Below are 15,255 nucleotides of genomic sequence, written 5' to 3' on the forward strand. Positions count from 1 at the left end.
CGCAGCGCTGCAATAGAATACGTTATACAAATCAGCTATATTAGACAGGGCAAGCCACAATCCTCGTCTTCCAACTTTATTGATGCAATATCACAGGTATCTTCATGGGCCAACATTATTTGAGTCCCCTGTTTGCTCCCCGCTCAGTTGCTGTGATCGGGGCAAGCAATCGCCCTGAATCAGTAGGCGGTGTGGTCTTCAAGAACATGCTGGAAAGCGGTTATCGGGGGAAACTGTATCCCATTAACCCCGGCTATCCGGAGATTCAGAGTCAACGTGCCTATGCCAGCATAGAACAAATCGGTGAAGCAGTTGATCTCGCCGTTATCGCCACCAAGGCCGCCACCGTCCCGGAGATCATAGAGGCATGTGGTCGACATGGCGTGCGCGCAGCAGTGATTTTATCGGCAGGATTCAGCGAAGCGGGGCCGACAGGCATAGCACTGGAGCGTGCGGTTCTGGAAAACGCACGGCGCTATGACGTACGGTTAATCGGCCCGAACTGTCTCGGCATCATGCGACCTTCGGTCGGATTGAACGCCACCTTCAGCAATGGCGGCGCCAAAGCCGGAAATCTTGCGCTGATTTCCCAGTCAGGTGCACTCTGCACTGCGATTCTGGACTGGGCGCATCCCAATGACGTGGGGTTTTCCAGCATTATTTCCATGGGCGCTACGGCCGATGTGGATTTTGGAGAGATACTGGATTATCTGGTGTCGGATCCGCAAACCGAGAGCATCCTGTTGTACATCGAAGGCATCCATCACTCGCGCAGCTTCATGAGCGCGCTGCGTGCCGCCACCCGTATCAAACCGGTCATTCTGGTAAAGGCAGGACGCCATGAAGCGGGCTCCAAAGCAGCATTTTCCCATACCGGCGCCCTGGTCGGCGCTGACGATGTATTCGATGCAGCCTTGCGGCGTGCCGGGGTAGTGCGGGTGGATACCATCGTGCAACTCTTTTCCGCAGCCAAGGCGTTATCCACGCGCTTTCATCCGGCAGGGAACCGGCTCGCCATCGTAACCAATGGCGGCGGCCCAGGGGTCATGGCCAGTGACCGTGCCGCTGATCTGGGCGTCAACATGGCGACACTGACTGCCGACACGATTCGCCAACTGGATGCCGTACTCCCGGAAAACTGGTCCCATGGCAACCCTGTCGATATCATCGGCGATGCGACGGCCGAGCGCTATCGCGATGCAGTCACATTATGCATGCAAGCCCCCGGCGTTGATGGCGTGCTGACGATACTGACGCCGCAGGCCATGACTCAGCCCTTGCAAGCCGCGCAGGCGGTAATTGCGGTGGCAACGAAATTCAACAAGCCTCTGGTAGCCTGCTGGATGGGGGAAGAGCAGGTGGCCGAAAGCCGATTGGCATTTGCCCAGGCGAAGATCCCGAGTTTTCGCACCCCGGAACCAGCGGTAGAAATTTTTTCTTTTATTGCCGCCTATTACCAGAATCAGAAACTGTTACTGCAGACTCCCGGCCCGCTATCCCAACATCAGGTGCCCGATGTCGAAGGCGCGCGTTTTCTGATTGAAGGTGCGCTGGCAGAACGCCGTACGGTACTGAATGAAATGGAATCGAAAGCGGTATTAGCGGCATTTCAGATACCCATCGCCAAAACCGTGATAGCCCGCTCACCGAATGAGGCGTTATTGCTGGCAGAGGAACTGGGGTTGCCGGTGGTGATGAAAATCAACTCCCCGGACATTTCGCACAAATCCGATTCTGGCGGTATTCGCCTGAATCTGGGCAATGCCCAGGCGGTAAGAGCTGCCTATCACGAAATCATCCAGGCGGTGCAGGAAAACCGTCCCAATGCCAGAATCGACGGGGTAGTAATTGAACCAATGGCCGTCAAACCGAATGGTCGCGAATTGATGCTGGGCGTCACCACCGATCCCATCTTCGGCCCGGTCATCACTTTTAGCGCTGGCGGCACGATGGTCGAAGTGCTGGCCGATCGCGCTGTAGCTTTGCCGCCGTTGAACAGTTTCCTGGTGCGCGACATGATCAACCGCACTCATGTCGCAAAATTACTCGGCGCATTCCGTCACATGCCGCCAATTGACATGGCTGCTTTGGAAGATGTGTTATTGCGCGTTTCGGAAATGGTATGCGAATTGCCCTGGATCAAGGAAATGGACATCAATCCTCTGATAGTGGATGAACAGGGCGCCATTGCGGCAGATGCGCGCTTTGCGGTGGGCTTCCCCGTACCCTCGACGCAGCGCTATGCACATATGGCTATCCACCCCTATCCGACCCATCTGATCAGCCATTGGCAATTGCCCGACGGGGAAGATATCGTCATTCGCCCGATCCGGCCCGAGGACGCGGAACTGGAACAGGTATTTGTGCGCGGCCTGTCGGAAGAGTCCAAATATTTCCGCTTTATGGATTCATTGCAAGAACTCACGCAGAATATGCTGGTGCGTTTCACGCAAATCGATTACGACCGTGAAATGGCATTGGTCGCTGTGCTGGAACAGGACGATCGGGAAATCGAGTTAGGCGTATGTCGCTACATTACCAATCCCGACGGGAACAGTTGTGAATTTGCGCTGGTCGTAGCGGATGCATGGCAGCATAAAGGCATAGGCCTCAAATTAATGAGCAGCTTGATAGAAGTTGCTGTCGCCAAAGGATTAAAACTGATGGAAGGAGAGGTGCTGGCAAGCAATCATGCCATGCTGGCGCTGGTTGAACGACTGGGATTTGCCATTAGCACCAACGACGAAGATATTTCCATCAAGCGCGTGGTAAAAACACTCTGAATTATTTAAAGAAAGGCAGCGCAATGCAGATATCTATTCCCCATATCGATTTAATATGCGACGAACAGGAAATTTACGAACAATTACTCCCCCTGGAGCGGGCCAAAGTACTTGAGCTGGGCTGCGGCAAGGCTGACAAAACACGCGCCATTGCCAAGGCGGGGAAGATCGCCTCCATACTGGCGCTCGAAGTGGACGCCATTCAGCATGCCAGCAATCTGGCCGTCACGGATTTACCCAACGTATGTTTTGAATCAGGGTGTGCAGAAGATATTCCGGCTGCAGACGCCAGCGTGGATATCGTATTGATGTTTAAATCCCTGCACCATGTGCCGATGGATAAAATGGATCAAGCGCTTGCCGAAATCCATCGCGTACTCAAGCCGGGCGGCCTGGCCTATATTTCCGAACCGATTTTCGCAGGCGAATTCAATGAGATACTGCGCTTATTTCATGATGAACAAAAAGTCCGTCAAGCGGCATTTGCTGCAATTGAACGAGCCGTATCTTCAAAATTGCTGACTTTAATCACACAAAAATTTTTCAAGACCCCTATACATTTCGATGATTTTCCGCAGTTTGAGGAAAAAGTCATTAATGTCACGCATACCAAACATAAATTATCACCCGAACTGTATAACGCTGTCCAAACCGCGTTTATGCGAAACATGACCGCCACTGGCGCGGATTTCTTCATGCCGATCAGGGTGGATCTGTTGCAAAAGGCGGCATAACAAAGTGCAAACTCAAAAAACATCGGCATAGTGCGAAGGAGACACATTGATCTATACGGAGTACGGAACCACTCTAAATTAAATTAGGATAATAAATGGGCAAGGGAATCGTATGAGCGAATTTTTCAAAGGGCAGGCAGACTACTTCTTCTTTGTCTATGGATTGACCTTCATCATTCTGGGAACAGTTTGTTTCATCGAGAGAAAGTCTGACAGCGGCACATTCTCACTGAGTTTTCTCGGCCTTTTCGGATTCGCATACGGATTGCGGGCATGGCTGGGAATGCTGGAACTCGTGATTGGCGACCAGTATTGGTCCAGCATTTCGCGTTTGGCATTAATGCTTCTGTCTTTCATATTCCTGCTTGAGTTTTGTCGAATCGGTTACGCTCAAATAAAAGGGAAAAAACCGGCAGGGCGCTGGATTTTCATTCCGCCGTTGTTACTTGTCATCTCGGGTGGCGTTTTATATGGTTATACAGGCCTTGAAGACAGTATCCGATTAGGTTTCGGGCTTGGCAGCACTATCCTTGCTGCGATAGTCCTTTACTTGTGGGGGCGGAAAATTGACGGAGTAAGTGTCAATGTACTGTTTTCCGCCAGTCTGGGCATGGCCTGCTTTGGATTGACAAATTTAATCGTAACGCCCGATTCCGCAATCTTTGCCGCACAGCTACCTACCGAAACGACATTCATGGCGATTACCGGTATTCCGATTGAATTCTTTCGGGCCGGGTTCATCGCCTGGATTGCGGGCGCCATCCTCAGCTACGAGATTCGCAAGATGGAATACCCCATGCCTCGTCAATCTCTTTGGTTAATGAACCTTGGCTTTACCGTGCTCGTCGTGCTATTGGCCGCCGGCTTCATACTTACCAATTATTTCGACCGATTTCATCAGCAAAATATTCGAGATCATATTACAGTTGAAGTAAATACGCTTGCCGAACGGATGTCCAGCCAAATCCATGCCTGGGGTAAGCAAGATGATAACAGTGCTGTATTAAGTGAAAATATACAGGCTCAGAATCTCGGCTTGAATAATATTTACGCCATCTTCCTTGTCGATGCCAAAGGCAAAATTCTGCTGACAAAAGACATCCGCAATATTCCGGAATATTTATGGAGTCCGCACAAAAACCATATACCAGCCTTATTTGACCGCGCCCTCATCAATGGCGAAAAAATAACATTTGAGAAACATGCTTATGTGGTTGGGCGAAAAGTTATCAACAGGGAAGGCTGGTCATTGATCATGCTGGAGCGAGAGACCTTCACGGGGGTCAACCGGCTATTTGCCATTATCATGACATTGCTGATTTGCACGCTGACTCTGGTATTGCTGGTTATCCTGCAGAAAAATATCCTGACCGAATTAAAACTCAGACATGATCACCAGGAACTTCGCAAACTTTCGGAGGCATTCGAAAAACAGTCTATTACAGATACATTAACAGGCGCCAATAACCGTCTGAAATTCGATATCGCTTTACAAATGGAAATGAAGGCAGCCATACGTTATCAGACTCCATTGGCACTCCTCATGTATGACATTGACCACTTTAAAAAAATTAACGATACCTATGGTCACCCGACGGGGGATCACGTACTAAAAGAATTAACGGCGCTCGTCGCCGGCAATATCCGTGCCTCCGACCTGCTGGCCCGATGGGGGGCGAGGAATTCATGATTATTGTGCCACATGATCCCAACCCTCGCGCGCTAGCCGAAAAATTGCGCTATGTCATCGAGCATCACGATTTTGCAGGAGTAGAGCAGATCACATGCAGCTTCGGGGTCGCTATCATGTTATCCAAAGACACCTCTGAAACGTTTACCGGACGTGCCGATGATGCGCTTTATGAAGCAAAACTGAAAGGTCGCAATCGCGTAGAGATCTGACTGCGATGGCGATTCAATAAAGCCGATGCCGAAACAGCCAGCCGGCAATTGCCAGCGTAATGACACCGATTACTGCCAGAGGCCAAAACTGGGGAATAAGCAAATGGAACGGCGTACCCTCAAGAAACACACCCCGTAGCACCAGCAGGAAATAGCGCATCGGATTCAACAAGGTCAAATCCTGCACCAAAGACGGCATATTGCGGATCGGGGTTGCGAATCCGGAAAGAATGATGGCAGGCACCATGAAAAAAAATGCGCCGAGCATGCCTTGCTGCTGGGTAACGGCCAGCGAAGAAATCATCAACCCGATGCCGACTGCTGACAACAAAAACAGCAGCACCCCTGTATAAAGCGTAAACAGGCTGCCCAATAATGGCACCTCGAACCAGAATACCGTCACCAGCACGATCAGGCTGGCCTCGACGATACCAATCAGGAAACCCGGCAGGGCTTTGCCGATGAGGATTTCCGCCGGATGCAACGGCGTCACCAGCAATTGATCGAAAGTACCTTGTTCGCGCTCGCGCGCAACGGAAAGCGCGGTCACCAGAATCGTGACAAGCAGGGTTAGCAGGCCCACGATACCGGGCAGAAAGAACCAGCGGCTTTCCAGATTGGGATTGAACCACGCCCGTGTCACGATGTGTGCTGGCGGTGCTCCGCCATTGCTGGCGGTCCAATCGTTGTTGAATCGATTGATAATATCCTGCGCATAATTCACAGTCAGCAATGCAGTATTGGAATTACGTCCATCGACGAGAATCTGAATGGGGGCAGGGCGGCCGCTGAGCATATCTGCACTGAAATGCGGCCCGATATGGATAACCATTAATACCGTTTTACGATTTAGTAATGGTGCGATCTGATTATTGCGGGTAATCCGCTGCTTTGCCATAAAACTGGGCGAACCGCTAAAAGCCGAGACCACATCCCGGGAAATCGAGCCAGTATCTTCATTAAATACCGCATAAGGCACATGCTTGAGATCGAAAGTCGCCGCATAGCCAAAAACCATGAGTTGCACCAAAGGTGGAATAATCAGTACGAAACGACTGCGCTTGTCCTTCAGCAAGGCCAGAAACTCCTTGATCATCAAGGCGAATATCCGTCTTAACATCGACCTTTACTCCAGCCGTTTACGCGCTTTGATCCGCGTAAGTCCAAGAAAAATGGTAGCGAGCAATATCAGCGCGAGCGCATTCGGCAGAATCACACTCCATTCATTGCCAACCAGGAAAACCGTTTGCAGGATTGCCACGTAATATCGCGCCGCAACGACATGCGTAATTACTTGAACTATGGCAGGCATACTATTGATATCGAATATGAATCCGGATAACAGAAAGGCCGGTAAAAACGTAGTAATGATCGCCAGCTGACCGGCGATAAACTGGCTGCGCGCTATCGTGGAAATGAGTAGCCCCATGCCCAGTGCAGTCAACAGAAACAATGCGGATGTTGCAAACAGCACCCATACAGACCCGCGCAATGGCACTTCGAAGAGCCAGAGAGCCATCGCGACCGACAGCGCCAAACCGCCCATGCCGAGGATGAAATAAGGTATCAGCTTGCCCAGGATCACTTCATTCATCGCGAGCGGGGTAACCATCAGTGCTTCCATCGTGCCGCGCTCCCACTCCCGCGCCATGACCATGGCAGTCAGCAGGGCGCCGATCAGCGTCATGATAACGGCGATCAGCCCCGGCACCAGAAAATTGCGGCTCTTCAGCTCCTCATTAAACCAGATACGCTGCGTCATCACTACCGGCACGCTGAGCGTCTTCCCCTGATCCAGGCTGCTGTGTTCCAGCCATGTCCCCCATGCGCCAGTAACATAGCCGGTCACTATGCGGGCTGTATTGGCATCCACCCCGTTGACAATCAACTGGATAGGTGCACCTTGTGGCTGGCGCAGACGTTGCGCAAAGTCATGGCGCAACACGATGATGGCACTAATGCGGCCTGCCATCATCGCATCAACTGCCTTTGGCGTACTCTGGAAAGATACCGGGGAGAAATAACGCGAATTATGAAGTGCTGCGGTAAAACTCGCCGTATCAGCACTGGGCTGTTCGACTACCAGCCCTAATGGCACATGTTCAGAATCCAGCGATACGCCGTAACCGAACAGCAACAACAGAATCACCGGCATCAGGAATGCAATCGCTATGCTGCTGGGATCGCGGATAATCTGCAGGAATTCCTTGCGAATCAATCCGGTCAGCCGCATGCTTGCGCTATTCATGCCGCGGCCCCTCACGCTTCATGTGCCTCGATCAGCCCAACGAACGCATCTTCCATACCCGGATGAGGAAGTATCGCGGAACGTGCCTGGACCTTGATTTCAGAGGGGGTACCGATAGTAAGAATTTCACCGGCTGCCATGATGGCCAGTCTATCGCAATACTCGGCTTCCTCCATGAAATGCGTCGTTACCATGATAGTCACGCCTTGCTCGGCCAGCCCATTTATTCTTCGCCAGAATTCGCGGCGCGCCAAGGGGTCGACCCCGGAAGTCGGTTCATCGAGGAACAGGATTTGAGGCTCATGCATCAAAGCGCATGCCAAGGCCAGACGCTGCTTGTAACCCAGCGACAAATCACCGCTGACAAATTCGGCAATGGGCGCCAAATCAAACTCTTGCAGTGCCCAGTTAATCCGTTCACTGCCATGTTTACCCGATAGTCCGTAGGCGCTGCCAAAGAAACGCAAATTTTCGACAACGCTGAGATTGCCGTATAACGAAAATTTCTGCGACATATAGCCAATACGGGCGCGAGCTGCTGCTGCCGCATAACGCAGATCCGCGCCGGCGACACGCAAGCTGCCGCTGCTGGGGGCAGCAAGCCGCACAACATGCGGAACAGGGTGGATTTACCGGCACCGTTCGCTCCCAGCAAGCCGAAAACTTCGCCTTCAGGAACCGCAAGCGTGACATTTTTCACCGCCAGAAAGCTGCCAAATTTTCGGGTCAGATTCTGCACTTCTATCATTGGCGCTGTTGTCTTGTCGCGCACAACTGCGGCAATAATAGGCATTCGCAACTCAGGATGACTTGTTTCCGGCTCAATTCGGGTTTTAAGCAAAACCACGAAACTGTCTTCAAAACGCGGCGGCAACGCATTTATCTCGACATCTGTCAAATCAGGGAGCAAGGTCTCGGGAACAGGGGGCGATGCATCCTGTCGCATGACGATACGCACATGATCTCCCTGAATCAGCGCATCCAGCACGCTCGGGACTGAGCCAATCGCGCTTGCAGCACACGTTTGGCAATACTGCCGGAGGTAACCGCAAAAGCACGGTCGCGCAGAGGTTCCTGCAGGCTGGCGGGTGTTCCCTGATCCAACAGTTTCCCGTCATGCAGCAGCACCACTTCGTCGCAACGCTCGGCTTCATCCAGATAAGCCGTGCTCAATAACACGCTGGTGCCTTGCTCCTTCACCAGACGATAGACGATGGCCCAGAGTTCGCGCCGTGAGAGAGGATCAACACCCACAGTCGGTTCATCCAGCAACAGCAGAGGAGGCTGCTGCACCAAGGTACAGGCAAGACCGAGTTTCTGCTTCATGCCTCCGGAAAGCTGTCCTGCCAGACGCCCGGTAAATGCCGCGAGTCCGGCCATTTGCATCAAGTTCCGATAGCGCTCCGGGCGCACATGCTTGGGCACGCCTTGCAAATCCGCATATAAGTCGAGATTTTCCTGAACGGTCAAATCTTCATACAAACCAAACCGTTGCGGCATGTAGCCTATCGTGCTCTGTATCGCTAATGACTGCGTAGCTGCATCGTTGCCCAGCACTTGAATGGAGCCTGCATCCGCCAGTAGCAAACCGGCCGCCAGCCGCATCAGCGTGGTTTTGCCAGCACTATCCGGACCGACAAGACCGGTGACGAGGCCGCGTTTGATGGTAAAACTGACATCGTGCAATGCTTTGACCGATCTTTGCCCAACACGAAACGATTTGGAAATACCATCGATCTCCAGTGCAAACTGGCTCGTCTGGCCTTGTTCGAGTGAAAAAATAGGCACTGCAGGCATCGGTCGGTATGGCGTCAGGTTTTGTTACAGACAGCCATGCCATTCGACTGAGGAGGAGGGGGCTGATCCAGGCGTATCGTCACGGTCGCCGGCATGCCGAGGCGCAGTTCATTTTGTGTATTGCAGGTAAGGATCCGCACCTGATATACCAGATTGCTGCGAACTTCCACGGTTTCAACTGATTTAGGGGTGAACTCGGCGCTGGGGGAAACATAACCGACCCAACCGTCATAATATTTACCGGGGAAGCTGTCGGTGCTTACGCTGGCGCGCATGCCGGGCTTGACTTTGCCTAATTCGCTACCGGAAACGTATGCCCGGATCCAGATAGGGTTGGTAAGCGCCAGTGTGTAAACGGGACGTTGAGGTGAGGCCATATCCCCAGGCTCAAGAATGCGATCCTGTATGACACCATCGGATGGAGCGTAGAGAGAAGCATCGGCCAAATCCTTGCGCGCGATTGCCAGCGATGCTTCATTCGTCTGCAAAGCGGCTTGGGCTGCGGCAATGTCTTCCTTGCGCGGCCCCAGGATAGCCAATTTCCAGACTTCATGTGCTGCATTGGATCTGGCTTGTGCGGCCTCAGCTGCCGATTGTGCATTATCAGCCTGCTGTTTTGCGATGAAACGCTGTTTCACCAGTTCGACGAGCCTTTGATAAGTCCGTTCGGCATTATCTGCATCTATTTTGGCCGCTTCCGCATCGGCTTGCGCCTTGCGGATTTCTTCCGGACGATTACCGGCCTGCAGGCGCAGAAGTGCTTGTTGTTCAGCCACCACCTGGGATTGACGAAACGCCACATTCTGTTCCAGCCGTTTGGTGTCCAAAACCGCCAACAGCTGGCCTTTTTTGACCGGATTCCCTTCCTGAACGAGCATCCGGTCAATACGTTCAGAACCATTAAACGCGAGTTGTACCTGCCTGACATCCGCATTTCCGTAAATGGTTAACGCCGTATCCGCAATTCCCCGGTCATGCTGGGTACGCCAATAACTGACGCCGCCCACCCCGATTAATGCAACAACCAGTATTGGAATAAGTATTTTGCGATTCATGGTGTACGGTGTTCAATCCATAAGCATCGAAGGTGACATCTTATCAGGATTATAGTTGGCAAACCGCCACCATGACACCATACTCTCCCGTAAGCAAAGGAACCGGATATCGCTAAGGGTCAGGGGAGAAAAGACGTGGCTTAATAAAACTCAAGCCACGCAACAAGTTTCCGGTATTGGGTCACAGGGAGTATCCGGCTAACTGGCAGGAAATACGATCAGTAATTCAGCTTTTATCGGCCTTTTTACCCGCTTGCTGGGCGGCATGGTGAGCCACTGCAAAAGCTCGACTCTCATCATGCTTATATTCCTTGTAGGCGTTATTGAACGCCTTGAGAAACGCGCGTTTCTGATGCGCATCATATTGATCTACCTGTGCTTTCGGCAATTCGCTTACAGTTTTATATGGCATGTTTTCCTCCGGACACATTCTCTGATTGAACAACCTCATGACATATTGAAAATATGCCATGTTCTCTATTCAAGCCGTTTTTTCGCTGAATATGCGGCGCACGGCTTCTCCCGCAATGGCGAGCAAAATGACGCCGGTCAGCACAGTGAGCATTCCCGAACCCGTCGAGGGCAAGGCGCCCAGCGCCACAAGTAAGGTGGTGGCTTGCGCGGGCGGATGGTCAGCTCTGAGCACATACTGCATCGACATTGAAAACAATATCGCAAGCACAGCGGCTATCACTCTCGAACCAACAAGTATATGCATTGCATTAAATGCAGGCGCATTTAATGCCCCTGCGAGATAAACGGCCAGCACGCCTGAAAATAGGCCGACAATATGCCCTGCAATTACATTCCAGGGCTTGGCGATGCTCAAATCCGGCGAATTAGCCTGAATTGCGATGGTCGGTCCCAAGCTGGGGAATAGCCACGGCGTCCCTGACCATAAGGCAAACCCTCCTATCATCCCCAGAACAACTGCAGCCGTCCCTGCAGCAAGCAATGGTTTAAAAGGTTTATTGAAGATATTCATGACGGAACCACCAGCGTTTGGGGCGCAGCTTGACGAATTCGGGTCCACAGCCAGACGGCTTGCCTTTGGTTTTGTTGCCGGATATGACCGATTGCAGCTTCCAATTCCTGATCACGGAGAGCTTTGGAGGCCTGCTCCAGTACGTCAATCGAGATCAGGCTTTCATTTACCATTAGCCACAGATCATGCAAATGACGCAACAGGTTGAATCCACCCGGTTTGCGCGGTATTAACAGTGCGGCATCCAGGCGTTCCGGCTCGCCTGCCTGCCTTTCCCCGTACTGTTCGGTAAAAGGCTGCAACGCCTGCACGGCGTTTTGAGACCAGGAAGCGAATAAGCGACTGAGTGTGCCGATATCAGGTTCTTCCGCATGCGTGTGGGCAAGCTGATTCAAGCCCTTCACTAAACGCTGCTCGCTTTCCTGCAATAGACCGATATAGTCGGCGATATGGGCGGCAGGGGGAGGGGGATTGCGGAAACTCTCATTTGCATTGGCCCCACCTTCATTATCGGCTACTCTCATTGATTCAGGTTGCAGCGAACTCGGCGAAGCAATCTTCTCGAGTTTGACCGCAGCATATTTGTAATGAGGCTCTTTACTGACTGGGTCCCACTCGTAAATCGTCAGCTCATTGGCTGCCCGTGCACGGCACGGATTATCCCAGTAACCATAGTGGAAGGGTACAAAGAGTTCGCCGGGCGCAATATTTCCAATGCGGGCAGGGGCTTCCATTTGGCCGCGTCGAGATGACAATCGTATCCAGTCATTCTCCTTGATGTCCAGATCGGCGCGCGCCTCGCCCGGAGGCTCCACAGCCTTGTGGCTGATATGCACGGTCCGATCCACATTGGTAAAACAACCCGTTTTTTCACCCCAAAGCGCGGCGGGTAGCACTACATCTGCAAATTGCGCGGTTTCGGTAAGAAACGCATCCTGCACGATGACAAACAGCCCGGAACGTTCAAGAATTTGACGAACACGATTGAGATTGGGTAAGGATACGGCTGGATTGGTTGCCTGTATCCATAAAAAACGTATCGACCCGATTTCGCAATAGCGAAAAATTTGCAGCGCATGAGTAAGGGGCGACCAGTGCGGAATAATGGCAGGGTCTACGTTCCATATTTCTGCAAGCTGTTCAATATGCTGCGGATTATCCCAATTGCGGAATCCCGGCAAATCTCCATCAGCTCCGGATTCCCTGGTGTTTTGCGCGGTTGGTTGTCCATTCATTTGCAAAAGTCCGCATCCCGGCCTGCCGATACGCCCCAGAATCAAATTGATATTGTTGACCTGAACCGCTGCGGCAGTCGCCTGATTGGATTGATACACGCCTTGCAGGCAAGTTGAAACCAGCATGGAGGAGCGGGTAATCAGTTCAGCCGCCTTTTTAAGATCGGCCGCCGGCACACCGGAAAGCGCTTCTACCCGTTCCGGCGCATACGTCATCACCACCTTTGCAAGTTCATCGAACCCTAGCGTATGTTGCCGTATAAAAGCTTCATCTATATTGCCGTCGGCAATCAGCAAATGCAAAAGGCCATTTCGGGACAAAACGTCTGCCTTGAAATTTGCATATATAAATAAAGAAATTGACTAGCCAATTCCGTACGACAACCCACATAACGCGCGATCCACGGCTTTAAACAGGATTGTTAGATATCGAACAGACCCGTTTAAGTACGACTCATAAGATGAACCTTCCTCAATTGATTTTTGAAAGGAATCCAAAATGAGCTTTCTAAATCGCGATACTTACGGCATGTATAAATCGTATGATGGGGAAGGTCCCGGGCCTTCCTTAATGGGTGCAGATACATTGATGGGTGAGGATGTTTACAATCATCTCGATGAAGACCTCGGGGATATCAAGGAAATCATGATTGATATGCGCAGCGGCAAAATTGCTTACGCGGTTTTGTCGTTCGGAGGATTTCTCGGATTGGGTGAAAAACTGTTCGCCGTGCCGTGGAATGCGTTAACACTCGATACGGTGAATAAGCGTTTTATTCTGAAAGTCGAGAAAGAACGGTTGAAGAATGCGCCTGGCTTTGATAAAGACGACTGGCCAGATATGGTCGACCAGACTTGGTCAACAAGCGTACATTCGTTTTATGGCACCAAACCTTATTATGATTTGTGAGTAACTTTAATCAATCTAAGTTTAAAATGCCCGCTGGGAGCATCGACCGGAAGGCGATCTTGAAACGGGTTTTTTCAGGGCAAATCGGGGCAAAAACCGCCCTGTTATGTCATGCCTGACTTCGCATAATGTATATTATGTTAAATCAATTTCACAAATACCAAGGCGATTTCTTCGATTTGCATACAATTGCAAAATTAAACAACCTGAAAAAATAAAAAAACACCTCAATTTACCGAGGTGCCTTGCATGAAACTAAATTCGCCTGGATCTAGATCCACCCCAAAATTCGTCTTCATTTATTTCCAAACACAATTTTAGTGATTTTTCTTTTTAACGCCGCCATTGTGCAACCAGTTTACGGCATTCTCTTCCCCATTCACAAAGCTCGGTGCACGTATAACGTTTATCTGTAGCAAAGCATGGTTCATCCCCGTACTGCAACTGCATTATCCTGATTAATTGCCCTTTGGAATGATAATCACCGGTTCCCTTAATTTCATGAATTGCATGCTGATTTGCAATTTTATTTTTTCGTTGCGGGATTTCATTCATATTCATAATCCATCTCCTTCCGAAAAATATTTAAATAATCAGACCTATGTTAAGACAGTGACTTTAATAAAAGTGATCATCGCACAACAGTATGTCGGTTTGATGAAAATATAAATTTCTTTCCAAATCCATAACGCTTACTGTTTGAATCATGTAAACCGATTTTTGGTGGATATACTGAATGAGTGAATTACTCATAATGAATCATAGCTAAAGATCTGGTTTATTCAATGAAAAAATGAGCATTCTAAAAAATCAGCAGGTGGACTATCCTTAACATACGCTACATCACATTACAATTCTTTCTTATCAATATGTTTTAATTTATTAAAACGATGAACAAGACATCTATTGCACACAGCCGGAATGGTTTGGATATCTCCGGACTATTGAAAAAATCAGGCGGCAGCTACGCCAAAGCGCTCGGTATCAAATTAACCAGGACGTCCTCGCCCGAAGTCTATAAATGGTTTATTGCAGCTATTTTATATGGCACACGGATAACAGAGGATATCGCGACCCGTACATGGCATGAATTCGAACGCAACAACATGCTGACACCTCAGCGCATCGTTGACGCAGGCTGGAATAAACTGGTGGAAATACTGGACCGCGGCGGTTATGTGCGTTACGACTACAAAACGGCCGCCAAATTACTCGACATCAATCATGCGTTACTTGATGGGTATGAGGGCGATCTCAATAACATGCATGCCGCGGCACTCGACGTCGCCGATCTCGAACAGCGCATCATGGCATTAGGCAAGGGTATCGGGAAAGTGACTGCCGCCATATTTCTGCGCGAATTACGTGGCAAATGGAAAAAAGCCAATCCGCCACTGTCTCCTCTTGCCATCTTGGCCGCACGCAAACTGGGATATCTGCCGAGCCATATCAGAACAAACCATCAGAGATTGGTGTATTTGCAGCATTTATGGCGCGAACATGGCAAAACCTCTACGAGCTTTCCGGAGTTGGAGGCAGCACTGGTACGCGAAGGGCTGCGACTGCGCCGTCACGCGAACCGGCATATCCGTCATGAGATTTGATT

The 15,255-nt window shown here is 50.7% G+C and carries 13 protein-coding genes and 2 pseudogenes; 5 read left to right on the plus strand and 10 right to left on the minus strand.

The window, feature by feature from the left end; all coding sequences use genetic code 11:
* The first annotated feature begins 104 nt into the window (after positions 1 to 104).
* The 3 genes and pseudogenes from CAP31_RS07250 (at position 105) to CAP31_RS15015 (ending at position 5,419) form a co-directional block, all read left to right on the plus strand.
* Positions 105 to 2,783, plus strand: coding sequence for a bifunctional acetate--CoA ligase family protein/GNAT family N-acetyltransferase (locus tag CAP31_RS07250; RefSeq protein ID WP_087446926.1), 2,679 nt, complete (start codon positions 105 to 107; stop codon positions 2,781 to 2,783).
* 23 nt (positions 2,784 to 2,806) lie between these two features.
* Positions 2,807 to 3,517, plus strand: coding sequence for a class I SAM-dependent methyltransferase (locus tag CAP31_RS07255; RefSeq protein WP_087446927.1), 711 nt, complete (start codon positions 2,807 to 2,809; stop codon positions 3,515 to 3,517).
* A 1,306-nt stretch (positions 3,518 to 4,823) separates the two neighbouring features.
* Positions 4,824 to 5,419, plus strand: a pseudogene (locus CAP31_RS15015) (GGDEF domain-containing protein).
* A gap of 13 nt (positions 5,420 to 5,432) precedes the next feature.
* Here CAP31_RS15015 and CAP31_RS07270 read toward each other — a convergent pair.
* From CAP31_RS07270 to CAP31_RS07300, 9 genes and pseudogenes are all read right to left on the minus strand, one after another.
* The gene (locus CAP31_RS07270) at positions 5,433 to 6,539 is read right to left on the minus strand and encodes an ABC transporter permease (protein ID WP_087446930.1); all 1,107 of its coding nucleotides are present in this window, start codon (positions 6,537 to 6,539) and stop codon (positions 5,433 to 5,435) included.
* A 6-nt stretch (positions 6,540 to 6,545) separates the two neighbouring features.
* Positions 6,546 to 7,667 carry an ABC transporter permease gene (locus CAP31_RS07275; protein ID WP_087446931.1) on the minus strand — a complete coding sequence of 374 codons (1,122 nt, stop codon included), beginning with the start codon at positions 7,665 to 7,667 and terminating at the stop codon, positions 6,546 to 6,548.
* A gap of 11 nt (positions 7,668 to 7,678) precedes the next feature.
* Positions 7,679 to 8,020, minus strand: coding sequence for an AAA family ATPase (locus tag CAP31_RS15285; protein ID WP_369802458.1), 342 nt, complete (start codon positions 8,018 to 8,020; stop codon positions 7,679 to 7,681).
* Positions 7,994 to 8,613, minus strand: a pseudogene (locus CAP31_RS15290) (ABC transporter ATP-binding protein); the annotation flags it as partial. The pseudogene CAP31_RS15290 and the gene CAP31_RS15285, both read right to left, overlap by 27 nt.
* Positions 8,614 to 8,639: 26 nt before the next feature.
* Complete coding sequence (locus CAP31_RS15025; RefSeq protein WP_223247204.1) at positions 8,640 to 9,455, minus strand: ABC transporter ATP-binding protein; 816 nt, start codon at positions 9,453 to 9,455, stop codon at positions 8,640 to 8,642.
* A 23-nt stretch (positions 9,456 to 9,478) separates the two neighbouring features.
* Positions 9,479 to 10,519 (minus strand): efflux RND transporter periplasmic adaptor subunit, encoded by a 1,041-nt coding sequence (locus tag CAP31_RS07285; RefSeq protein ID WP_087446932.1) that lies wholly within the window; start codon positions 10,517 to 10,519, stop codon positions 9,479 to 9,481.
* 226 nt (positions 10,520 to 10,745) lie between these two features.
* The gene (locus CAP31_RS07290; protein ID WP_087446933.1) at positions 10,746 to 10,931 is read right to left on the minus strand and encodes a cation transport regulator; all 186 of its coding nucleotides are present in this window, start codon (positions 10,929 to 10,931) and stop codon (positions 10,746 to 10,748) included.
* Positions 10,932 to 11,000: 69 nt separating this feature from the next.
* Positions 11,001 to 11,504 carry an HPP family protein gene (locus CAP31_RS07295; protein ID WP_087446934.1) on the minus strand — a complete coding sequence of 168 codons (504 nt, stop codon included), beginning with the start codon at positions 11,502 to 11,504 and terminating at the stop codon, positions 11,001 to 11,003.
* Entirely contained in the window at positions 11,501 to 13,060 is a 1,560-nt protein-coding gene (locus CAP31_RS07300) for a molybdopterin-dependent oxidoreductase (protein WP_223247205.1), read from the minus strand. The genes CAP31_RS07295 and CAP31_RS07300 overlap by 4 nt, the downstream gene beginning before the upstream one ends.
* Before the next feature lie 178 nt (positions 13,061 to 13,238).
* On the opposite strand from CAP31_RS07300, the gene CAP31_RS07305 reads away from it, so the two are divergent.
* Complete coding sequence (locus CAP31_RS07305; protein ID WP_087446936.1) at positions 13,239 to 13,649, plus strand: PRC-barrel domain-containing protein; 411 nt, start codon at positions 13,239 to 13,241, stop codon at positions 13,647 to 13,649.
* Positions 13,650 to 13,982: 333 nt separating this feature from the next.
* Here CAP31_RS07305 and CAP31_RS14800 read toward each other — a convergent pair whose 3' ends face one another.
* On the minus strand, positions 13,983 to 14,210 hold the full coding sequence (locus CAP31_RS14800) for a hypothetical protein (RefSeq protein ID WP_157662698.1): 228 nt from the start codon (positions 14,208 to 14,210) through the stop codon (positions 13,983 to 13,985).
* A 329-nt stretch (positions 14,211 to 14,539) separates the two neighbouring features.
* Here CAP31_RS14800 and CAP31_RS07310 point away from each other — a divergent pair, with 329 nt between their 5' ends.
* The gene (locus CAP31_RS07310) at positions 14,540 to 15,253 is read left to right on the plus strand and encodes a hypothetical protein (protein ID WP_223247206.1); all 714 of its coding nucleotides are present in this window, start codon (positions 14,540 to 14,542) and stop codon (positions 15,251 to 15,253) included.
* Positions 15,254 to 15,255 lie beyond the last annotated feature (2 nt).

It is taken from the genome of Sulfuriferula sp. AH1 (assembly GCF_002162035.1).
Classification (GTDB): domain Bacteria; phylum Pseudomonadota; class Gammaproteobacteria; order Burkholderiales; family Sulfuriferulaceae; genus Sulfuriferula.